Below are 23,290 nucleotides of genomic sequence, written 5' to 3'. Positions count from 1 at the left end.
TAGAAAATATTATTTTCAATAGTTTATGCATTTGATGCAAAACAAAATAATAGCATAAGAAATAATGCAAAAGCAGCAGTAGTATTTAAGAATACGATTGCTGCTTTTTTAATTGCATTTTCTGGGTTTTCTCATTGCTTCATTTATTTCATCAAAAGACTGGTGACATCCTCCCGCATACTTTTAGGGGCTGACTTTTCAGGGAATCCTAATCTCATAAGCATCTGGAGGGTACCTCCATTACCATACTGGGCGTTTATGTCGTTGTATACCGTAGCCATTTCATCATATTCCTCTAACGCCTGGCTTAAAGGCTGCATTACCATTCCCATATTATGAGCTTTCAGAATACAGTAACTATAGGCCATACCACTTTGTACCTGGCTGGTGCGGCTATTGTCTTTCGAAACAAGCAGCAGGTAGGAAGAGGTATGTTCAATGGATTTTTGGGTTGATGTTATAAAATTATCCCGCCCGGCTTTTCCGCTGTTCATGGAAGGAAATAAAGTTACAATACCCTGCAGAATATGTACCATAAGTCCTGAGGTTCCCTGACCTTCTACAGAAAATCCATAGCGGTATTTATTTTTCTGGTACTCATTGGGGCGAAAGATTACTTCGGTTTCTTTCATCACCCGACTGGTGTCAGCCTCTATTTTGGCAGCATGGAGTGCCATATCACCAATAGCTTTCTTATCGGAATCTGAATAAAGTATAGATGCAGTTAATCCATCAAACTCTTCCAGATAGGATAAAGACCTTCTTTCTTCTGTAGAGGGAATGCGCTCTTTATATTCCCCTCTATTGGTATCAGGAAGAAAAATCATATTGTATAACTTCGTATCTACAGGTGTTCCTTGTTCTAATGTAATCTTAGCTACCGGATAGATATCCATACTTTCGTATAAATTGTCTTCCTTATAAGTGCCCATGGGAAATAAATCAATCGTTACGGGAGTACCTAGTTCATCTCCGGCAACCTTCACATATTCAAGAAAGGTTCCCTGGCTTATCATCATTTGTCTTGCAAAAGGGTCCACCTCTTTCGTGACACGGGAGCTGTCTGCATATAGGTAGAACACGGAAGAATTCTTATCATCCAGCTTGATTTTCCAGGGCTGCATATTATGACCGTTGGCCGCTAAGAGACCGCAGGCTGCCAGTTTTAACCTTGGATCTTCAAAGCGGTCTTGATAAGTCTTGCTCCAGGGAGCTAGATAATCGGAGGGCAGGAAGACACCGCTGATTGCAAACAGAGCAATTAAGATAGCGGTAAACAATATGAATGGAGACAGTATTAATATTAATAATTTCTTTTTTCCTTTTTTCATAGACGCCTCTTTTCTGTTATCGAATTATGAATGCTTCGGATCTAAGATGGAATGTAACAAAATCGTGTAAGATTCCTGAAGCAGTTCATCGCCTGTCAGATGATAATAATTCTTTAGATAGTATTCTTTTTTGTCAGCTGTATTAAATAATCCAAGGGTGCAGGACCAGAGTATCAATGCAGTTCTTTCAGCGTTCAGTCCAGGAAGGAAGGTGCCATCGGATATACCGGCTTTAATGATCTTTATTAGGTATTGAAGTACCTCCTCTCCCAATCGGTAACATTCTTCAATCGAACTTGAAGTAAGGGATGCCGTAAAATCAATTTCCCTGTTCTGATACTCCATGATAGCCTGAAAATGATGCGGATACTGTTTGCGAAAGGTCGAAAATTTATAGAATAATTCTTTTAAGCTTTTTGCCGGGTCTTTTAAATCAATACCGTTATCGTCCTGCTCCAGCAGCCGAAGAAAGAGACGGTAGCCTCTTGCCATGATCTCAAAGTATATCTGTTCCTTGCTGCTAAAGTATATATAGAGCGTTCTTTTGCTGAATTGCGCTTCCTTTGCCACATCGTCCATAGTAGAAGATTGATAACCTTTTGTAAAGAAGACTCTTTCTGCGGAGGATATAATGTCTTCTTTACGAATTTCTTTTTCTCTTGCCTTTCTCTCGGCATTTCCCATTGGGCTTTTACTCCTTTGCACATAGATGAATTTAAGTAAACTGACAGTTTACTTTATGGTAAATCGAAAAGTTATTCTTGTCAAGTTAATTTATCAACCACTGTTCTTTTAAAAATTACTTTGTTATAATAGAGCCATATGGTATTTTCCAGAGGAGGTAATGCTATGTATAGTGTATTGTTGGTGGAGGATGAGAAAATAGAGCTGGATACCCTAAGGGATTATATCAATTGGGACAGGGTATTGGTAGATAAGGTCTATACGGCACGCAATGGCCGCAGTGCTCTTGAATATATTGTTCAGAACGAACCGGATATTATGATAACCGATATTCAGATGCCCATAATGACCGGAATTGAACTGGCGAAAAGAGTACGCGAGGAAGGGTATAAAACAAAAATCATATTTCTTACGGGTTATGATGACTTTGAATATATAAAAGAAGCATTTCGGGTACAGGCAACAGATTATATCTTAAAGCCGTTTATGACGGAGGAAGTGGAAAAACTGCTGCTAAAGATAGAAAAACAGATAGACAGTGAGCAGACAGCAGAGGTATCCGTAGGTGTGGCAGCAAAGCAATTTTTAGAGCAGCTGTGCAGAGGTGATATTAAGGAAGAAGAGGCGCAGAGAAGCTCCAGACATTATTTTGAGCATTCCTTAAATGAAGTGACTTATGGAATACTGGCAGTATATGGCGTATTAGAAGAAGAGCTGATTCAAAAGACTGGTGAGAATCTGAAGGAAATCTATCATTCCTTTTTGATAGGAGATGTTCTGGTGGTGATTTTACAAAATCATCTATATTTTTGGGATGGAGCTAAGAGAATACGGTCGTTATTGCAAGGAAACTACAGCATAGCTTGTTTTAAGGAGAAGATATCTTTAAACCAACTTAGGGAGTGCACAGAGCAGCTGATAGAGTTAAAGGAAAAAATATTCTTTAAAGCAAAGGGAGAAATCCTGGATGCCAATATAAATGTAGGTAACAGCCCTTATTCCCAGGTATTTGATACTGCAAAAAGTCAACTAAATAAGGGAGAAGTTTACCGGGCACTAAAGAGCGGTGAGAAAAGTTTTGCGGAAGGTAAGCTGCAGGAGTTACTTCAAGATTTTACAAAACAGAAAATAGAAGGATGTATCAGAGAAGCCTATGGTTTCTATTATGAACTTAAAAGCAATTTAGTAGCAGGAGATCCGGCTTTAAGTGCCTGGATGGCAGAAAGGGAAGAAGACTGGGAGCAGGGAATCCTAAAGGGCAGGTATTGGGAGGATATTTTAAAGGCACTGTTATCTTATTGCGGTTATATCATTGCATTCTATGCAAGGCAGCAAGAGGACCCCAATTATCATATAATAGCTCGTATTAAGGATTATCTGGAGCAGCATTATTTTGGAGTATGCAGTGTAGAGGAAATGGCAGAAGCAGTTCATCTTTCACCGAATTATCTTCGAAGCCTATTTAAGGAAAGTATGGGGCAGACAATACTGGAATATGTAACAGATTACAGACTAATAAAAGCCTGTGAACTTCTAAAGGACAAAACATTACGGGTAAAAGAAGTCGGCCGAATGGTAGGATATGAAAATGAATCTTATTTTGGCACTGTCTTTTCCAAGAAATATGGAGTAACACCAAATGAATATCGGAAGATGGTTTAAAAATATAAAATTCATATATAAACTAATAATTGGGTATGTTATCTTCGCTATTTTACCTATGATAATTGTAACGGGATATAACAGTCAGAAAACAAAAGGCATTCTCTTGGAAGAGAGCTACCGCAATATGCGTCAGTCCTTGGTGCAGATTGGTCAGAATCTGGATTCTTCCCTGGAGGCCTATGGAACAGTAATGGATATACTCTATACAAACCAGATGTTTAATGGTTATCTGGTAAAGGATTATACCGAATCGGATTATTGGGAGATGTTCAGTTATATTGATAATCTGTTGAGCAGCATTATGCTGGTCGAATCTAATATAGCAGGTATCTGTATTTATAGTAATAATGATACATTGCCTAGTGATAACTATTACTTTTACCGAGAAGAGGCTCTTGATCAAGATTGGCTTAAAAGAGCCATATCTTCCAATGAAAATCCTCAGGTAGCCGGTGTTATCTCCAAAGGGAAGAAAAAATATATAGGGCTGGAACGGCTTTTAAATTACTACCATTACAGTGAAGTAAGAAATACGCTTCTTTTAAAGGTGGACGTAAATTTTTTTAATGAACAGATGAAAATAACGAATAACAATCAAGAAGTTTACTGGGTCAATAGTCAGGGACAGGTGATGGCCTCTTCTGACAAGGAGTCTATTGGAAACGGGATGGAGACAATAACGGCGGACTGGAAAGATATACCTGTAAACGGAGATGGCAGTTCTATAAACGTTAATGGGGTTACCAAGGTATGTACTGCCCATGACAGTCTCTACGGAACCAAAATATTGATGATGGTTAATCAGGAATCCTTAGTGGAAGCTACAAGGAAAGTTGCACAGGATATTATCTTTATTTTCTTTCTTAGCTCTCTTGTGATGTTTTTGGCAATTTATCTTTATAGTAAATGGATATCCGGCAGGGTAAATAAAGTAGTTTATGCAGCCAAGAAACTGGGAGATGGTGAATTTGACTATCTTTTAAACGACATGGGCAAGGATGAAATGGGGATTATAGCCTCGGCTATTAATACTTTGAATAGTGAGATACAATTACTCATTGCTGAAAACTACGAAAAGAAATTAAAAATCAAGTCCAGTGAGATGAATCTCTTACAGGAACAGATCAATCCTCATTTTCTTTATAATGCTTTGTCTGTTATTTCTTCTGTGGCAATGCAGGAGGGAGGAAAGAAGACGGTTATAAGTGTCAGGTACCTGGCGAATTTTTACCGGATTTCTTTGAATAAGGGCAAACAGGTAGTTTCGGTTCAGGAGGAAGTAGAGCTGCTGCAAAATTATATGAAAATCCAAATGCTCCGATTTGAGGATACCGTTGAAATCAATTACGAGGTTGACAGAAGGGCACTGGCCTTTCGAACCATTAAGCTTCTATTGCAGCCTTTAGTGGAAAATGCCATTCATCATGGCAGAAAGGATGAAGAACAAGTGCTTCATATATGGGTAACGGTTTCTGTGAGTCAGGACCGGGTTGTATATGAAGTAAAGGATGACGGGCTTGGAATTGGAGCAGATAAATTAGAACGGTTGCGCAAGGAACTAAAGAATTCAGAAGAAGGCTATGGACTTAAAAATGTGGACATCCGTGTAAAGCTGAATTATGGAGAGCAGTATGGGGTCAGTATAAGCAGTAACCATGGGGAGGGAACTTGTGTCAGAGTAGAAATACCTCAGGTATTTTCTTAAGGAGCGGTACTAACAGGGATATATGTCAGAGGATCAAAGGAAGCAGTTAAACAGACTGCTTCTTTTGATCTTTTCTTTTGAAAGTGTGTTTATATGTAATATATGTTGTTGCACATTAGAGATAGAGGGTATCAATCGTTAAATAATGATATGAATTGTTAAATATTGAAGTTCTATCAACTTATTACTGAAAAGAACTTTAAAAATCAACAGGATTCATAAAATCCTTCGATTGTTCCGAGGTATAAAATCAGTTAGAATACATTCAGAAAGAAGAAACACACTTTTAGAGGTGTTAACGAACACACGGATGGGAGCCAATTATGAAAAAAACAGTTACAGTTACTGTAAAGCCTGTAAAAAGTGTAAGAAAAAGAATGTGGGAACAAAGATATCTGTTTTTATTGCTTCTGCCGGCATTGGTTTGGGTTATACTGATATGTTATGCTCCCATGAGCGGACTTTACATGGCATTTGTGAATTATACACCAAAGGGGAAAGGGTATTTTGCCGACCTTGCACAATCCAAGTTCGTCGGGATGAACTGGTTTAAGTTTTTCTTTCAGACAGATTTTCTTACCATCATGAGAAATACACTGGCGACCAGCTTTTTAACTCTTCTATTTTCCTTCCCTTTTCCAATCTTTTTAGCAGTTTGCCTAAATGAGATAAAGAGTGCCAGAGTTAAGAAATTTATACAGACCTCTTCCTATCTTCCCTATTTTATATCCTGGGTAATTGCAGCAAATATTTTTATAACCTTTCTTTCTTCTGATGGTGTTATCAATAAGATATTGCTGGGACTTGGTCTAACAAACAAGGAAATTCTTTTCTTCCAGCATGGCCCCTATTTCTGGTGGATTATCGCGGTAGCGAATGGCTGGAAAGTACTTGGTTATAATGCCATTATATATCTGGCAGCTATATCGGGAATCGGTCAGGATATGTATGAAGCAGCGGATGTGGACGGAGCTACAAGGGTGCAGAAGATATTTAATATTACCCTGCCTTCCCTAAAACCAACTATTATTATTATGCTGATTCTGGCAATTGGAGGAATCTTAAATACAGGCTTTGAACAACAGCTCTTAATGGGAAATGATTCTATTTTGAATTATTCCGATGTTCTGGATACTTATGCATACCGTTACGGGTTGAAAAATGGCATGTATTCCTATGGTACGGCAGTTGGTCTGTTTAAATCAGTAGTATCCTTTATATTGGTAATGGGCGCTAATAGGATATCAAAGCGCTTTAATGATAACAACGCATTATTCTAAGGAGGGATTAGACGTGAGAGATATTAAAATTAAAAAGCAATATGCACCTTCCGACAGAATATTTGATATTATAGCCTTCATCTTTCTTGCACTTGTTGTAATTATGTGTGTATATCCTTTTTGGAATATTTTCATAATATCCATCAACGATGCTACCGATGCTATTCGGGGAGGAATCTATTTTCTTCCAAGAAAATTAAGCATAGCAAGTTATGAAGATATCTTAACCAGGTCAACTTTTCTGCATTCCATTCTGGTTACCGTTTTAAGAACCGGATTAGGTACTCCCCTGGCAGTGCTTGCAACAACAGCGTTAGCTTATGTATTATCCAGGCAGGAATTATTATGTAAAAAGCCTATAACACTCCTGTTTATATTCACCATGTATTTTGGCGGGGGTCTGGTGCCTTACTATATGGTGCTTAAGAACTTAAATATGCTGGACCACTTTATCGTATTTATATTTCCAAACCTTATCAGTGTTTACAATATGATACTGGTAAGAAATTATATCGAGGGAATGCCCCAGGAGCTGTTCGAGTCCTCTAAGATTGACGGAGCCAACGATTTGATAATCTTTACAAAGATTATCCTGCCCTTATGCAAGCCCATTATTATGACAATTGCTCTGTTTGTGGCAATTATGCACTGGAACTCCTGGTTTGATGCCTATCTATATACGAATTCACAAAGTTTAAAGGTAATGCAGTCTGTCCTGGTAGAGATTCTAAACCAGTATCAGACGACTGCAGCTAATCAGGCTGCCAACAGAGCCGGTCAGAGCGTAACTCCTGACAGTATCCGAATGGCGGCTACCATGGTTGCGACCATACCAATTATCATGGTATATCCCTTTATTCAAAAGTATTTTGTAAAAGGTATTATGTTAGGAGCGGTAAAAAGCTGATAATGCCAATACACACAAATATGTGTCAGCACCAATGTGTGGCTCGTTAACAGCAAGTTTGCTTCGTTTGAAAGGAGAAGATTATGAAAAAGAAAAGAATAGCAGCTGCCTTTATGGCAGTGGTATTAGCGGCTACAACCTTTGCAGGATGTGCCAAGAGCGGCAATACCGATACCAAAGAAACAAAAGGTAACACAGATGGGGAAAAGGTTACCGTTACATTCTTTGATAAAAATTCCGGCAGCAAGACCTTTGATGATGAGGTTGCCAAGACAATTATGGAAAAGACAGGTGTGAATATCCAGGTTGAGAACCCTTCCGGAGATCCCCTGGAAAAGTTAAATCTTATGTTAACCGGGCAGAATTATCCTGATATTGTACTGATGGACAGAGGAAATGAAATCGTTAACCGCTATATTGATGCGGGTGCTTTGATACCTTTAAATGACCTGATTGATAAATACGGCCCGAACATAAAGAAAATGTATGGTGATGTTTTAACGAAGAGCCGCTATACAGATGGTAAGAACTATTATCTGAATAACTGGTATGGTGTTGACCCGGATGCTTCTGCCGGTGTCTTAATGAGAAAGGATTTGCTTGCAGAAATCGTAGGCAAAGACCGGGCAGAGAGTCCGGAACCCTTTAAGTTATCAGAGTTTATCGATATCTTAAAGAAATTCAAGGAAAAATACCCTACTATCGACGGAAAAGAGAGCATAGCTGTTACTCTTGACGGAGATGACAAGAATTACGAATCAACTATTTACGGTATGTTTGGCATGAAGACTTATTATCTCACATCGGATGGTGCCCTGCAGCACAAATCTCAGGATCCGAAATACCAGGATGTGATTAAGTTTATGAATGGTCTTTATACAGCAGGCCTTTTAGACAAAGAATGGGTAGTAAATAAAAAAGAACAATGGGTTCAGAAGATGTCTAACGGAAATGTATTCTGTACCTTTGCATCTTACTGGGATACCGATGCTGCAAATACCAGTCTTGCAAGTACGGTTGGACCTGACGCACAATTCTATTCCTATAAAGTAGTTCCTGATGACATGGATGCTTCTCAGACCACCTATAACGGCAGATCCACCCTTGGTTGGGATGCTATCGGCATTACCAATAACTGCAAGAACCCGGAAGCTGCGATAAAGCTGATTGACTTCCTTGTAAGTGAAGAAGGACAGTACCTGATGATGTGGGGTCTTGAAGGCAAGGATTGGGAGTTAAAAGACGGTAAACATGTTCCGAAAGATGAGATTGTGAACGGCTTCCAGAAGGATTTTGACAATGAAAGCTTAACAACCGGTATCAGAAAATGGACTTGGTTTATCAAGAACGGATTTGGCAGTGATGGTACCCCTTATGATATGGCTACCAAGTATAAGCTTCAGCCTACTGCTGAATTTGCTAATAAGAGCTTTGGTGAATCCGATGCCTGGGATTCCGCCGATTTCGCGGGACTGGAACCTGCCGGAAGTACGACGGAAGGACTGAAATGGCAGAAAATAAAGGATGTTTATGATCAGGCTTTCCCTAAGATGGTAGATGCTACCAGTGAAGACGAAGCACTTTCTATTTATAGTACTATGATTCAGGATATGCAGGCTTCCGGCTTAAAGGATGTTGAGAGCTATCTGACCAAAGCTTACCAGGATCGTTTAAAGCTCTGGGGAGTAAGCAAATAATTATCGGATAATACGGGAGAAGATTGTAAAGCCGGTCTGCAAGAAGTTATATGACTTCCCAGCAGACCGGCTTTTGCTTTTATAGATAGACAAATGGGAACTTATAGCAAGGCAGCAGAGATTTTCACACAATTGGAAAGGGCATGGTTGTTTTTATGGGAAAATACACAGTTGGAAGGCATTCTATACTTTGGGAGGATAAAGGTACTTTTAGCTATTATAAGAATGATAAAAAACTTCTTCACTTTTATGGTCAGGCAATCCTAGAAACGGGAGTAGAGCTGGATACCAGGTACAGTAAGCTAATAAGGGCAGAAGTAAAAGATGATAAGTTAACGGACAGTGGAGCTGGAATGGGTGACAGGTTAGAAGTCTGCTTTCAGTCAGAACAGGGAATACAGTTTACCGAAATCATAAGAATAACAGAGGAAACCCTTACGGTACAATGTGTGCTGATGGGAGAAGAGAACGAAGAGATACATGCAAAACGTTTGGTACCCATGGTAATGGAAGCTCCGGACAAGGATTGCCCCGATTTCTTAAGAAGCCTTTGGACGAAAATGCTCTTAGTGCCTTATGACAATACTATGTGGGTAAGATATGAAGCGGTTCCGTTAAGACCCGGAAGGACTAGTTATGATGTAACAGTCGTATTTGAGGAAGAAAGCCGGGAAGGCATTGTTATAGGAGCAATTGATTTTGATGTCTGGAAAAATGGAATTATTTGCTCCGGCAATGACGCGAGAGTATTAAAAGCCTGCTCCGGTATAGCTGACCTGGAAACTCATGATAAGATGGAACACGGAATTGTCAGAGGAAATAAAGTGGCCTCCTCTCGATTTGTACTACTGCATGGTATGGATTACAGAGACCTGCTGGAGCAATACGGGGACATAGTAAACCGAAAGAACCCGATACTTTCCTGGAAAGAAGGAGTTCCCTTTGGCTGGAATAGCTGGTCCGGTCTGGCTTTTCGCCTTAATGAAAGAAATTACAGGGAAGCCGGTCGCTTCCTGCGGGAAGAACTGATGAGAGGCGGTTATCACAATGGTCAGACAACCTATGTAAATCTGGATGCCGGCTGGCACAGGATTCCGAAGAAGAAGTTGATAGAGCTTGCAGCGGAATTGCACGCTAAGGGACAAAAGGCCGGAATTTATGCTGCTCCTTTTGCCTGGTTTGGGCAGGAAGAAGAGGAGGAGATACCGGGAACAGAGGGACATTGCTACAAGGAGATTCTCTTAAAGGATAACAATGGAGAGCTGCTGCCTAGAGTGGATGGTGCAATCCCCATGGATATTACCCATCCAATATGGAAGCAGCATATGGCATGGCAGGCAGAAAAGTTTCTGGAATGGGGATTTGACTATGTAAAACTGGATTTCTTAAGCCATGGGGCGATGGAGGGAGTGCATTATAACAAGGCAGTAATGACCGGAAGACAGGCAATAACAGAAGGATATGAGTTCTTAAAGGAGCATTTTTCGGAGGAAAAGGCAGGCCGCCCATTCTTCATCAGCCTTTCCATAGCACCTTTGTTCCCCTGCGGCTACGGCCATGCCAGACGTTTCTCCTGTGATGCCTTCGGACTGGCAGAGGATACGGAATATGTATTAAATGCCCTTACCTATGCCTGGTGGCAGTCCGGCAGATTATACTCTTTTAATGATCCGGACCATATCTCCTTATATCAGAGCTTTTGTGCGGATAGAAGCAGTCTCTTTGGAGAAGCGAGAGCCAGATACACGGCGGCAGTCATAGCAGGTACAGTAATGATGCTAAGCGATGATTACGGCATGGGAGAGGCTAACTGCCCAGTCGGAGAAAATAACGAGGATACAGAAAATAACAAGGACACAGAGGAGAAGCTTGTTTTAGAGTCTAGAAAGAGGGCTAAATTATTAGCTCAAACAGAGAAGATAAACCATATCGCAGCAGCCGGTAAGAGCTTTCGGCCGGTAGAAACAGCTGGTACCACTGCCAGTAACTTCTTTACACTGGAATTGGAGGGTAAGCATTATATGGCATTGTTTCACTGGAAAAAAGAGAAAGATGAGGTGGAATTTGATATGAAACGTGCCGGGCTTCCTATTGACTGCAGTGTCAGGGAGCTGTGGACAGAGAAGGAATATAGAATTACAGGTGGAAGGTTTATATTTGAGTTTGACGGCTGTGACGGTGCCTTGTTTGAAATTATATAAAAAGAATTAAGATCAGCTTAATAGTCAAAATTGGAAGGAGATATAAATAGTTGGCAATTTTATTTCAGAAAGAAACTAACATTTTTCATCTACAGACCAAGAATACAGCTTACCAGATGAAGGTCGCAGAGTATGGAGTGTTGTTACATAATTATTACGGTCAAAAGCTTGGAGAAGGGGATTTATCCTATCTAATTATGCGTGCTGACAGAGGCTTCTCAGGGAATCCTTATGAGGCAGGGGCTGACAGAACCTTCTCTCTGGACAGCTTGCCTCTTGAATATCCATGCTTTGGAATCGGAGATTACCGTACAGATTGTATACAGGTGATTCATGAAGATGGCAGTAATGCTATAGATTTTCGCTATAAGTCCCATGAGATACAGAATGGTAAATATTCATTAGAAGGACTGCCCACCATGCATTGGGAAAACGGAGAGGGTGAAACTTTAGTAATTAATATGGAGGATGCGGCAACCGGGATAAAGTTAAAGCTCTATTATGGAGTTTTATATGAGAAAGATGTTATTACAAGAGCAGCAGAAATTATTAATTCCAAGGGAAATATTATAATAAACCGAGGACTTTCCCTGTGTTTGGATTTCGCCAATGAAAGAATGGATATGATTCATTTCTATGGAAAACACGCCATGGAGAGAGAATTCGAGCGTACACCTTTGCATCATGGAAAACACTCTATTGGAAGTACAAGAGGAACTTCAAGTCATCAGCATAATCCTTTTGTAATTCTCTGCACAAAAGATGCCACAGAAGATTACGGAGACTGCTATGGAATATCCTTCTTATACAGCGGCTCTTTTCTGGCAGAAGCAGAGGTGGATCAGATAGGACAAACCAGGTTCGTAATGGGAATACAGCCAGATACCTTCACCTGGAGATTGGAGGAAGAAGAAAGTCTCTTCCTTCCGGAAACAGCACTTATCTATAGCCATGAAGGCTTTAGCGGGCTGTCTCTTCGGCTTCATGATGCTATACGGGAGAATATTATACGAGGTGAGTGGAAACATAAAAGACGCCCGGTCTTAATAAATAACTGGGAGGCCACTTATTTTGATTTTGACGGAGATAAGCTTCTTGCTATTGCAAAGGATGCAAAAGACCTGGGAATTGAGATGCTGGTGCTGGATGACGGCTGGTTTGGCAAGAGAGATAATGACATCAGCGGCTTGGGTGATTGGTATGTTAACGAGAAGAAGCTAAAGGGAAGTCTAAAGGACCTGTCACAGAGAGTCCATGAGATGGGATTGAAATTCGGACTCTGGTTTGAGCCGGAGATGGTATCAGAAGATAGTGACTTATACCGAATGCATCCGGATTGGACCATAAAGATACCGGGGAGAAATCCTAACCGCTCCAGATTTCAGTTGGTACTTGACTTCTCCAGAGAAGAAGTATATCAGACGATAAGGGATATGGTATTTGGGATATTGGACGAAGTACCGCTGGAATATATCAAATGGGACATGAACCGCAGTATCACCAATCTATATTCAACGGCTTTACCGGCAGAGCGCCAGGGAGAATTAAGTCATCGCTATATTCTTAACCTGTACCGTTTTCTGGAGGAGCTCACAGCAAGATATCCTCATATATTATTGGAGGGCTGCAGCGGCGGAGGAGGAAGATTTGATGCAGGGATGCTATATTATTGTCCTCAGATTTGGTGCAGTGATAATACCGATGCCATTGAACGTTTAAAGATACAGTACGGAACTTCCTTTGGCTACCCTATCGGTTCAGTTGGCTCCCATGTATCGGCAAGCCCCAATCATCAGACCGGCAGAAAAACCCCATGGGAAACAAGAGGAACCGTAGCGATGTCCGGCAGTTTCGGCTACGAATTAGACCTTAATAAACTGACAACAGAAGAAAAAGCGGTTATAAAAGGACAAGTAAGAGAGTACCATTCCTATTATAATCTGATTCATGAAGGAGACTATTACAGGCTTACAAGCCCTTATGAGGACACAAGAGCCACCGCCTGGCAATTTGTCTCAAAGGACAAAAGAGAGGGCTTATTCTTTGCGGTGGTTACTGGATTACAGGCGAATCCAGCTCCCGTAATAATGAAACTAAAGGGACTTACAGCAAAGGCAATCTATGAAGTTGAAGGATTGAGGCACACGGGAGAAATGCTCATGCTTGGGGGAATACTGCTGCCCGTACCTACGGAAGAATATCAGTCTTACCGATACTCCATTAAGATGATATCAAATTAATAATATAAAAGTTATTATGAAAGGTACTTACAGATAGAAAGAGTGAGGCATGAACAAAGATACTGGGAAAGCGGGCTGTATAGGTGGAAGCAAACCCGCTTCCCCAGATATTAAATAACCCAGCGGTATTATGAACGAAGTCTGATAATATACTACCTAATATTTAAAAGAAAATAATCTAAAATATTGAAAGAAAAAGAAAAATAATTGTTGCATTATAGTAAAATGTTTGTTATAATATAATTCGTTCGCTGGTGAAAAAATCGTGAACATTCTGCATTTATAGTTATGCAGTCGTGGCGGAATTGGCATACGCGCTAGACTAAGGATCTAGTGGTCATTGCGACCGTACGGGTTCAAGTCCCGTCGACTGCAGTATTAAATCAAGGGCTTCAGAGTTTGAATAAAACTTTGGAGCCCTTGATTTTTAGTATTTACTTCAATTGCTTCAGTAAGGAAAATGAAACTGATTAAATTCACTATGTTAAAAAGGAATGGAGATGAGTGATTTTGAAAAGCATATTGATTATTGACGATGATATACATATAGGAAATTTACTTGAAGAAATATTAGCTAAAGAGGAATATAGGATTTCTCGTGCATACTCAGGGACAGAAGCAATACTGGTTCTCGCCCACTCAAAACCAGATCTTATTCTGCTTGATTTAATGCTTCCGGGACTAAGCGGAGAGGATGTGCTTCTTAAGATAAAAGGTATACCGGTTATCGTTGTTAGCGCTAAGTTTGATGTTGACAGCAAGGTTACGCTATTACTGGGTGGCGCTGTTGATTATATTACAAAGCCATTCAATACGAAAGAGTTATTAGCTAGAATTGCTGTTCAGTTTCGCAATAAAACAATTCCCGAGGCAGCCTCCGTATTGACATTTGACGAATTAAAGGTTGATACTAATACTCATATTACAACAATAAATGGCTGTGAACTAAAGCTGACGAGGACGGAATACGCTATCTTAAAGTTATTGATGCAAAACCCATCACAGGTAATTACCAAATCGCTTCTGTTAGAACATATTAGCTGCGATACGCCTGATTGCACTGAAAGCTCACTAAAAATGCATATAAGCAATTTGCGGAAAAAGCTTCGGGAAGTAAACGATAAGGATTATATAGAAGCGGTTTGGGGAATTGGCTTTAAACTTAGGACAGAATAAATATTTACTATTTCTTTATCGTTTTCTTTACCGCTTTCTTTACGATTACTTGATAGACTACCGGTATCAAACAAAGGAGGCTAAACCGTATGGATTATGTTCTTAAAACAAATTCTTTGAGCAAGAACTATGGACGTTTCAAAGCATTAAATGAACTGACAATGAATGTTCCAAAAGGCGCGATATACGGCTTCGTTGGAAAAAATGGTGCCGGCAAAACCACACTGATCCGAATGATATGTGGACTTCAGCAACCTTCATCCGGGGATTATACGCTATATGGCAGAAAAAGTACTGAAAAAGAAATCGTAAAAGCAAGAAGAAGGATGGGAGCAGTCGTAGAAACCCCGTCTATCTATCTGGATATGACAGCAGAAGAAAACCTGAAACAGCAATATTTAATTTTAGGACTTCCATCATTTGATGGTCTTAATGAAATCCTAAAGTTAGTAGGTCTTGAAAAGACAGGGAAAAAGAAAGCAAAAAACTTTTCACTTGGTATGCGGCAAAGATTAGGAATTGCCATAGCCCTTGTAGGCGACCCGGACTTTCTGCTGCTGGATGAGCCTACAAATGGACTTGACCCCCAAGGCATCATTGAAATGCGGGAATTGATTTTGAAGCTGAACCGGGAGCAGCAGATTACAGTTTTGATTTCGAGCCATATTCTAGACGAACTATCTAAACTTGCAACACATTATGGATTTCTTGACAATGGTCATATTGTAAAAGAAATGAGCGCTGCAGAATTACAATCTGCTTGCAGGAAATGTGTACGTATGGAAGTAAGTGACACAAAAGCTCTTGCCCTTGTTCTTGATGAAATGAAAATTGAATACAAAATCCTTTCTGACATACAAGCTGACGTGTTTGCGAAAATTAAAGTATCTCAGCTGACATCAGTATTGGAAAAGGTAAATTGCGAAGTGATTACTATGCAAGAGCGTGATGAAAGTTTGGAAAGTTATTATATAAGTCTAGTTGGAGGTGGCAGCTATGCATAAATTATTATCTGCTGATTTAAGACGGCTTTGGATCAATAAAACGTTTTGGCTGACTGTAATTTTTATGGCCTGCATAGAAGGCGCTTTTTACTTGCTTTTGTCTGAGCAGGGTCCCATGCCGATGGATCTTATTTTGTTTATCTCACTTCAAGGAATCGGTGTATTGACTTCAATCTTCTTTAGCTTGTTTCTCGGTACTGAATATAGTGATGGAACGTTACGAAACAAGCTCATTGTCGGGCATAAAAGAAGCCGTATCTATCTGGCAAGTTTCATAACAGGGATTATTGCAGTAACTATTATTTACTTAGCCGGGGTTTTGGCTGGAGGCGTTATTGGTATCCTCTCATATGCTCCGCCGAATCATAGTATAGGTCAAATTACACTTGCAGGAATAATTGGCTGGCTTGCTTGTATTTCTTATATTGCAATTTTCAATCTGGTTGGTATGCTTTCATCAAGCAAGGCAAGAACCTCAATAATCTGTATATTGACCGCTTTTATTTTGATATTTGCCTGGCTTATATTTTATTCAATTGTTGGTCAAGGTTTGCTGACCGGCTCTCCAAAAGTTATATGTCAGTTTCTTTATGAATTCAATCCATTCGGTCAGACAGTTCAGACCTTACCGATTGACATAGCCTCACCATGGAAGCTGGCGGTATACTCGCTGCTTCTTACCTTTGTTCTTACAGGGTTGGGAGTGTATGTCTTTGGTAAAAAAGATTTGAAGTAAAGGTTGGTGAAAAAGATGTTCTTCCCTTGGTTTATGTGCGGTGTTCTTTTTATTATAGTTATCGTACTTTTTTTGAAAGTCTTAATATTAAAAAGAGGTATGGATGAAATCTGTGGGGAATTTATAGAACATCTGTCAAATAAATCCAATACACTGATTTCAATATCCACCGGCGATAAACAGATACGGCATTTTGCTGCTGAATTGAATAAACAGCTCCGCTTACTTCGCAAGCAGCGTCAGCAATACTTGAGTGGAGACAGGGAGTTGAATGAAGCTGTTACCAATATCTCACACGACCTGCGAACACCCCTAACCGCCATTTGCGGGTATATGGAATTGTTGGAAGGGGAAGAAAAATCTGATTCGGTTGAAAGGTATCTTAACATTATCAGCAACCGGGTTGAAACGCTGAAACAGTTAACGGAGGAGCTTTTTCGATATTCTGTAATCATTACATCAGAAAACGATACAGTCAAGGAAAAGGTTATCCTAGGTGAAGCGCTGGAAGAAAGCATTGCAGGATTTTATGCTGTATTAAAAGAGCATGGCATTGAACCGAATATTCAATTGCCTCAAAATAAAGTGGTTCGTTATCTGAATCCCTCGGCCTTATCTCGTGTGCTCTCGAATCTTTTGAATAACGCAATTAAATATAGCGATGGTGATTTAGATATTACGCTAACTAAAGCAGGGGAAATAGTTTTTACAAATACGGCTTCAAGGTTAAATGAAGTACAGGTGGGAAAACTGTTTGACCGCTTTTATACGGTTGAAGCTGCGAGAGAATCAACAGGTTTAGGTTTAGCAATTACACGTACACTAATTGAACAGATGAATGGAACCATATCAGCAGAATACAACAACAAAAAATTGAGTATCTGTATTCTGCTATCGGATAGTAATAACGAAACATACTGAAAGCTTTATCATTAACCATTCAGAAAGGTGATGATCAATGCAATTGATTTCAAAAGGGGTGAAACGATTTAAGCACCCAGAACGAATTCCGCTGGATAACGCCGCCCATTTCTTTCCGGGAACAAGCTCCTGCAATGACACTTGGGTGTTCAGACTCACCTGTGAGCTGACGGAGGCTGTTGACCCATGGACTTTACAATATGCAACAGAGGATACACTGAAGCAATATCCGCTTTATCGGAGTGTTTTACATAAGGGCTTATTCTGGTATTCACTAGAGGAAAGCAAAAGGCAGCCAATCGTACGAGAGGAAAGAACTTCACCCTGTCGCATTCTTTATGAAAGGAGTTATCAATGTCTGCAATTTTCCATTACCTATTCCAGTAAACGAATTAATTTGGAGGTATACCATGCATTATCCGATGGTGTAGGTGCGTTGAGTTTTTTCAAGATGCTGATTTCAAGCTATCTCATGCGCAAACATCCTGAGTGTGGTTTGGATTTGTCGGCTATGAAGGATGAGCTTTCATTGGAAGGTGCAAATGAGGATGGGTTTAAAACCTATTACAGCGGTATTTCCATACGAGAGGCCCTTAAGGAACAGAATAACGCACAGCGTGGCCGTACATGGAAAAAGCGAGGCTATCAGCTTAACGGTGCGCGGGAGCGTGGCTGCAAAATCAAGCTAACAGTAGGTGTTGCCGATGCTGATGAGGTAGTTGCAAAGGCACATGAATATGGAGAGACCGTGACAGTATTGCTTACAGCGGTTTTAATGCTAGCCATACAGAGAACAAAGCCTATGTCTAAAAAAAGTAAGCCTATTGTAGTTGCAATTCCGGTCAATCTGCGAAAATATTTCCCAAGTAAATCAGCACGGAACTTTTTTAGGGTTATTAATGTAGGACACTGCTTTCATAGAGGTACGGACTCCCTGTTGGAGGTAGTCCGACATGTAGGCGAGCAGCTTGCAAGAGAATTAACTCCGGAGGGGCTGACGACACGGATGAATGCACTGTGCTCACTGGAACACAGCCCACTCCTTCGGTTGATTCCCCGCCAAGGCAAGGATGCTGCTCTGCGAATGGCAGGTATCTTGGGAGCAATCAACACCACCAGTGTTTCAAATCTTGGTCGGATTTCAATCCCGCTGGAGATAAAGCCTTATATCCGCCTAATTGATTTTACTACCAGTACGAGGCGAATGCAGCTCAATGTCTGCACATACGAAAATCAAATGGTGATGGATATTGCCTCACGACTAAAGAGTACCAAGATACAGGAGGAGTTTTTTGCTATACTATCAGAGCTTGGGATAACGTTGAGGGGACGAAAAATGTAAGGCATCAAGGAAAAGCAGACGTTCGCTATCAAGTAAATTTATCTGACAACATATAATCGTTTCTCTTTATCGTGGAAACCATACAGAAAAATTATGAGCATACATAGGAGGGGTATAATGCTGCTATTATATATTTTGGGGACTATATTATTAACTATGATGATTACGAAATACATTCCGTTTCAGTCACAGGATTACCAATTTAAGAATGTTAAGAAATCTGCAATATTTAGTTTGTTTATTATTATTGCAGAAATAATAATAGGTTTGGTATACATTTTAGCAATCAAGAATGTAATAATAAATATTCCTGAGTATGGTTTTATCTTATTACAATCATGTTTATATGTTTTACTTACGGCAATAGTAATAATGGCAGCACGGTATGAGGGAGAAAGCTTACTAAGTTTGGGAATAACGAAATCTAACTGGTTAAAGTCTATTATTTTAGGAACATTTCTTGGGGGTTTATTTTTTATTGTTTATCAGTTATCATCGAAGGCAACTGAAGCTGTTAATATTTTGACTGTTGCAAGCCTAGTATCTCTCATTAAGTTCTCCTTTGTTGGATTTGCTGAAGAAATTATTTATAGAGGTTATTTTCAGACGAGATTAATTGCTTGGCTTGGTACAACCAAAGGATGTTTAATAACTGTAATCATTTTTTCGTTTTATCATTTACCTCTTAATGTATTTATTAATGGAATGAATTTTCAAAGTGCTTTTTTTAGTTGTGTAAATTTAATTCCTTTAAGCTTGATGTTTGGATATATCAAGTTAAGAACAAAAAATATAATTACGGTAGCTGTATTACATACCTTTATTGATTGGACTATAAGATAGAATAATTGAAGCTATATTTAGTGAATTCTTTGATATCTCTGTTAGGGAATATGCTGAGATTTTAGATAATTTAAGGCAACAGACGGATTATTGATGAATCAAGAGTGGCTAAGTAATAGTTGGTTTGAATTTTATAACTTAATATAATATAATAGTAGTAAAATACGAAGTCAATAATTCATTAGATTAGAGGGAGGTTAGTTATGGCAGACATTAAATATGAAATCGTAAAAACAATTGGGGTTCTTTCAGAGGGAGCTAAAGGCTGGACGAAGGAATTAAATCTTATAAGCTGGAATGACAGAGAGCCTAAGTATGACATTAGGGAATGGGCACCGGATCATGAGAAGATGGGAAAAGGTGTGACTCTTTCCAATGAAGAGGTTTTAAAACTAAAAGAACTGCTAGAGCTGCAATAATAGTAAATAATGAGGAGTCTTCGGACTCTTTTTTATTGGTGAAAAAAAGAGTCTCGATTATTTTATATAATACAGTAAGATTAAGTTTAAACTTCGAGAAGGTTGATTCTTTGTCAAATAATTAAAATACTATTTAAATAGTCATTTTGCATTTACATAAGTATTGATCAATGGTAAAATAAGTTAACTGTCTACATCAACGGTACCTGGAGAAATCTAAATCTAATTTTCTTCGGTTTTGGTTACATCTAAGGAGGGTTTAATGCATCGAATTAGAATTATCTCTTTGCTGTTATTCTGCCTTACTTTTTTAACATCTTGTAATAACCATGATGATAAAGATGCTCTCTGGCTCCCAATACATGGAATTAGCTGGGGTATGGAAAAGGGTAAGGTCGAATCGTTGCTGAAAGACAGCGGAGTAGTAATCCAGCAAGAAAATGGGACTGTTCCAAACAGATATATATTAAGTGAAGCGCAAACCTGCTGGGGTTTTATCGGTATTGTAAAACTTGACTTTAAGAGCTTTACAAAAGATGGCGATGCTTATTTGACCGCATTTAGCTTTTATCCTAAAGAGGCTGATGAAGATGCTCTTTTAAAGGAATTATCAGATGCCTTTGGGGTAAAGAGTTCTAACTCGCCAGGCAATAAGGCAGAGAGCCTACAATGGGAAAGTAAAACAGCGATTACAGATATTTCAGATAAAGATGTAAGGCAGCGGGCTAAAGATCTTACCGAAATGATTTGGGGAAATACTCCTTTTAAGGAAACAGTGACAGAAATATCCCGCCCACTAGTTACGGCTCAATATACGCCTATGGAACAAGGTAACAGCAAAAGCAGCATCTTTCTAGGTGGAGAACATGCAGCACTGGCTGCTATAGCAAAAGATAAGCAGCTAAGCAGTATAATCATTGAAAGCTCTGACAATTAGAAGCTTAAAACAATTTATTAAGTATCTATGATTATTAAGAACATTAACAGGGAAAAGGAATTAAACTTAAAAGTTTGGTTCCTTTTTTACCGAGAGAAACGAATGATAGGTAAACATTATGATTAAGAACCCCTTTAAGTTACCCTTACTTTCCGGGAAATGTGATTGAATCGGTAGAATTATCAATGGAGATACTTTATAATAGACAAAAAAGCAGTAGGAGGCTTGACTTGAAAAAAGGTATTTATTTAAACGATTCCATTCATGGATTGATTGCATTGACAGAATATGAAAGAAGAATTGTTTCAACCATTGGTTTTAATCGTCTCCATGACGTATATCAAAATTCTACGGTATATCTAACCTTTCCCACCAATCGCACCAAACGATATGAACACTCTATCGGAACAATGAAACTTTGTTCTGATATGTTTTTTCAATCGTTATTAAATACAACGGATTCTATGTTGAAGGAATTCTTTGATATCTTTGCGAAAGAATATGCTGCGATTTTAGATAGATTAGGACAGCAGGCGGATGTTTGTACAGAGAAATTAGGTGCCAGACCGGAGGAGTTACCAAGGCTTGAACTGGATAAGCTGAGGCATTCACTTATACCGAATAATATTCCGGAGCAATACAAAGTCCTGCATCTTATACTCATTCAATCAATCCGGGCAGCCGCCTTGCTGCATGACATTGGACATCCCCCCTTTAGTCATATCGTGGAGTATGCATTAAAAGATGTCTACCTGGAATATAAAGAAAGAGGAATGAGTAAAGGGGATAATACAAAAGAATTTATTGATATCATGTCAAAATATTTTGAGGATAACAGGAAATTACACGAGCAAATGGGGGATGAAATCAGCGAAGGTATTTTAAGTAAGATAATTCCACCTATTTCAGAAGATGATGGGAAATATCAAGAGAATTTATATGACCTCCTTGTATTAGAAAGCGTAAAGAAAATATTTGCTGAAGACGGAGCCTTCAAGTATCTTCATAGGCTTATCGATTCCAGTCTGGACGGAGACCGATTGGATTATGCCACAAGGGATGTTATCAATTCTGGTATAGATTCTGGTAAGATAGAATACAGCAGAATTATTAACGATATGCAGATGCTTGTGGAGAAGGGAGTGATTTATTTTTGTGTACCCTTAAAGGCAGTAAGCTCCGTAGAAGATTTTGTGAAGCGCAGATATAATAGTTATAAGGATATTATCTATCATCACAGAGTCATCCAATCTGATTATATTCTGGAGGGGATTGTAAAAGATCTGGTGAGAAAATATTTGGATGAAACTCCATTAGATAGTAAACGTGATAACGAAGTTTTGATACCCTTTGACATCTCAGGGCTTTGGTTTCCCTTGGGAGATAAAAAATCAGCAATCAAGGCAAATGCACTTTCTCAATGGAATGATTCCTGGTTAACGACTGTTTTGAGGCAGATTTACTATACGGAATATTATCATAATAAAGAGATTGAAGAAGGTACCAGGGACTATGTGTTAGCACAGCGATTAGCCGAACTGCTGCGTAATAGCAAGCGGTACCATTCTCTGATTAAGCGGAGCGAGAATTTTAAGATTATTGATGATGCTGTGAAATTAGAGATAATAAAGCGTAAGGACGATATGGAAGCCTGCCTAATGGCGGACAATGAATCCGTTAGCAGGGATAGGGCTACGGAATTGATTCAACAAATGTTTGACATTACGATGAAAAACTCTTCCGGTTTTGTTTTGTCTTATATTACAAGACACAGTAAGGAAATGAAAATCGATGGATTTCAACAGATGGTAAGTGAAATTGTAAAGGAAGAAACAAAGAATATCGTTACCAACCTTAAAACCTTTGATACTGTTACCTTGTTTAAACGGATTTCAATCGGATTAGATTCCCCGATTTACTTTTATAACCACAAAGGAGCAATTTGCACCCTGAAAGACATCAGCGGGATAGCTGACATCTTACAGCTTGATTCCGATTATCTGCCGGTCTTTTATATTTATATTTTAGCAAAGGATGAGGACGGAATCCTCAAGGAAAAGAGAGAAGAACTCTTAGGCGCGTTTGGGAAACGAATCGGGGCGGAGCTTATGAAACGAATTTTGAAAGATTAATATTGAAATCTTGCCTAAAACTGTAATATAAATTTAGAGCTTTAAAGTTGGAAGAAGACTTTAAAGCTCT

General features: G+C 39.2%; 18 protein-coding genes and 1 tRNA gene. 17 read left to right on the top strand and 2 right to left on the bottom strand.

From position 1 onward, the window contains the following. Positions 1 to 143 precede the first annotated feature (143 nt). Together bsdcttw_RS21145 and bsdcttw_RS21140 are read right to left on the bottom strand one after the other, a co-directional pair. On the bottom strand, positions 144 to 1,331 hold the full coding sequence (locus bsdcttw_RS21145; protein ID WP_185256766.1) for an Acg family FMN-binding oxidoreductase: 1,188 nt from the start codon (positions 1,329 to 1,331) through the stop codon (positions 144 to 146). Between the two features lie 24 nt (positions 1,332 to 1,355). Beyond that, the gene (locus bsdcttw_RS21140) at positions 1,356 to 2,015 is read right to left on the bottom strand and encodes a TetR/AcrR family transcriptional regulator (RefSeq protein WP_185256765.1); all 660 of its coding nucleotides are present in this window, start codon (positions 2,013 to 2,015) and stop codon (positions 1,356 to 1,358) included. Between the two features lie 165 nt (positions 2,016 to 2,180). On the opposite strand from bsdcttw_RS21140, the gene bsdcttw_RS21135 reads away from it, so the two are divergent. The 17 genes from bsdcttw_RS21135 to bsdcttw_RS21055 all read left to right on the top strand — a co-directional run bounded on the left by bsdcttw_RS21135 (position 2,181) and on the right by bsdcttw_RS21055 (position 23,220). Further along, a complete protein-coding gene (locus bsdcttw_RS21135) occupies positions 2,181 to 3,677 on the top strand; it encodes a response regulator transcription factor (protein ID WP_185256764.1) in 1,497 nt (498 codons plus the stop codon). Then, positions 3,655 to 5,385, top strand: coding sequence for a sensor histidine kinase (locus tag bsdcttw_RS21130; protein ID WP_185256763.1), 1,731 nt, complete (start codon positions 3,655 to 3,657; stop codon positions 5,383 to 5,385). Before bsdcttw_RS21135 ends, bsdcttw_RS21130 begins: the two co-directional genes overlap by 23 nt. A 323-nt stretch (positions 5,386 to 5,708) precedes the next feature. Next, positions 5,709 to 6,665 (top strand): ABC transporter permease, encoded by a 957-nt coding sequence (locus tag bsdcttw_RS21125; protein ID WP_185256762.1) that lies wholly within the window; start codon positions 5,709 to 5,711, stop codon positions 6,663 to 6,665. Positions 6,666 to 6,678: 13 nt separating this feature from the next. After that, on the top strand, positions 6,679 to 7,572 hold the full coding sequence (locus bsdcttw_RS21120; protein WP_225903724.1) for a carbohydrate ABC transporter permease: 894 nt from the start codon (positions 6,679 to 6,681) through the stop codon (positions 7,570 to 7,572). Between the two features lie 83 nt (positions 7,573 to 7,655). Beyond that, positions 7,656 to 9,269 carry an extracellular solute-binding protein gene (locus tag bsdcttw_RS21115; protein ID WP_185256760.1) on the top strand — a complete coding sequence of 538 codons (1,614 nt, stop codon included), beginning with the start codon at positions 7,656 to 7,658 and terminating at the stop codon, positions 9,267 to 9,269. A gap of 155 nt (positions 9,270 to 9,424) precedes the next feature. Beyond that, complete coding sequence (locus tag bsdcttw_RS21110) at positions 9,425 to 11,470, top strand: alpha-amylase family protein (RefSeq protein WP_207726445.1); 2,046 nt, start codon at positions 9,425 to 9,427, stop codon at positions 11,468 to 11,470. A gap of 50 nt (positions 11,471 to 11,520) precedes the next feature. Continuing rightward, positions 11,521 to 13,710: an alpha-galactosidase gene (locus bsdcttw_RS21105; protein WP_330602306.1), complete on the top strand. Its 2,190-nt coding sequence runs from the start codon at positions 11,521 to 11,523 to the stop codon at positions 13,708 to 13,710. 290 nt (positions 13,711 to 14,000) lie between these two features. Next, positions 14,001 to 14,085 (top strand) — tRNA-Leu (locus bsdcttw_RS21100). A gap of 135 nt (positions 14,086 to 14,220) precedes the next feature. Then, the gene (locus bsdcttw_RS21095; RefSeq protein ID WP_185256758.1) at positions 14,221 to 14,886 is read left to right on the top strand and encodes a response regulator transcription factor; all 666 of its coding nucleotides are present in this window, start codon (positions 14,221 to 14,223) and stop codon (positions 14,884 to 14,886) included. An 89-nt stretch (positions 14,887 to 14,975) separates the two neighbouring features. Next, on the top strand, positions 14,976 to 15,890 hold the full coding sequence (locus bsdcttw_RS21090) for an ATP-binding cassette domain-containing protein (RefSeq protein WP_185256757.1): 915 nt from the start codon (positions 14,976 to 14,978) through the stop codon (positions 15,888 to 15,890). Next, positions 15,883 to 16,626 (top strand): ABC transporter permease subunit, encoded by a 744-nt coding sequence (locus bsdcttw_RS21085; RefSeq protein WP_185256756.1) that lies wholly within the window; start codon positions 15,883 to 15,885, stop codon positions 16,624 to 16,626. Before bsdcttw_RS21090 ends, bsdcttw_RS21085 begins: the two co-directional genes overlap by 8 nt. A 15-nt stretch (positions 16,627 to 16,641) precedes the next feature. Beyond that, positions 16,642 to 17,547, top strand: coding sequence for a sensor histidine kinase (locus bsdcttw_RS21080; RefSeq protein WP_185259910.1), 906 nt, complete (start codon positions 16,642 to 16,644; stop codon positions 17,545 to 17,547). Positions 17,548 to 17,584: 37 nt separating this feature from the next. Further along, positions 17,585 to 18,889 carry a condensation domain-containing protein gene (locus tag bsdcttw_RS21075; RefSeq protein WP_185256755.1) on the top strand — a complete coding sequence of 435 codons (1,305 nt, stop codon included), beginning with the start codon at positions 17,585 to 17,587 and terminating at the stop codon, positions 18,887 to 18,889. A gap of 117 nt (positions 18,890 to 19,006) precedes the next feature. Further along, the gene (locus tag bsdcttw_RS21070) at positions 19,007 to 19,732 is read left to right on the top strand and encodes a CPBP family intramembrane glutamic endopeptidase (RefSeq protein ID WP_185256754.1); all 726 of its coding nucleotides are present in this window, start codon (positions 19,007 to 19,009) and stop codon (positions 19,730 to 19,732) included. Positions 19,733 to 19,935: 203 nt separating this feature from the next. Beyond that, a complete protein-coding gene (locus tag bsdcttw_RS21065; protein WP_185256753.1) occupies positions 19,936 to 20,151 on the top strand; it encodes a YdbC family protein in 216 nt (71 codons plus the stop codon). A gap of 262 nt (positions 20,152 to 20,413) precedes the next feature. Continuing rightward, entirely contained in the window at positions 20,414 to 21,088 is a 675-nt protein-coding gene (locus bsdcttw_RS21060) for a hypothetical protein (RefSeq protein WP_185256752.1), read from the top strand. 230 nt (positions 21,089 to 21,318) lie between these two features. Further along, positions 21,319 to 23,220: an HD domain-containing protein gene (locus tag bsdcttw_RS21055; protein WP_185256751.1), complete on the top strand. Its 1,902-nt coding sequence runs from the start codon at positions 21,319 to 21,321 to the stop codon at positions 23,218 to 23,220. Positions 23,221 to 23,290 lie beyond the last annotated feature (70 nt).

Source organism: Anaerocolumna chitinilytica (assembly GCF_014218355.1).
GTDB classification, from domain to species: Bacteria; Bacillota; Clostridia; order Lachnospirales; family Lachnospiraceae; genus Anaerocolumna; species Anaerocolumna chitinilytica.
The sequence above is the reverse complement of the archived record's forward strand: the minus strand, read 5'-3'. Positions and strand labels throughout refer to the sequence as shown.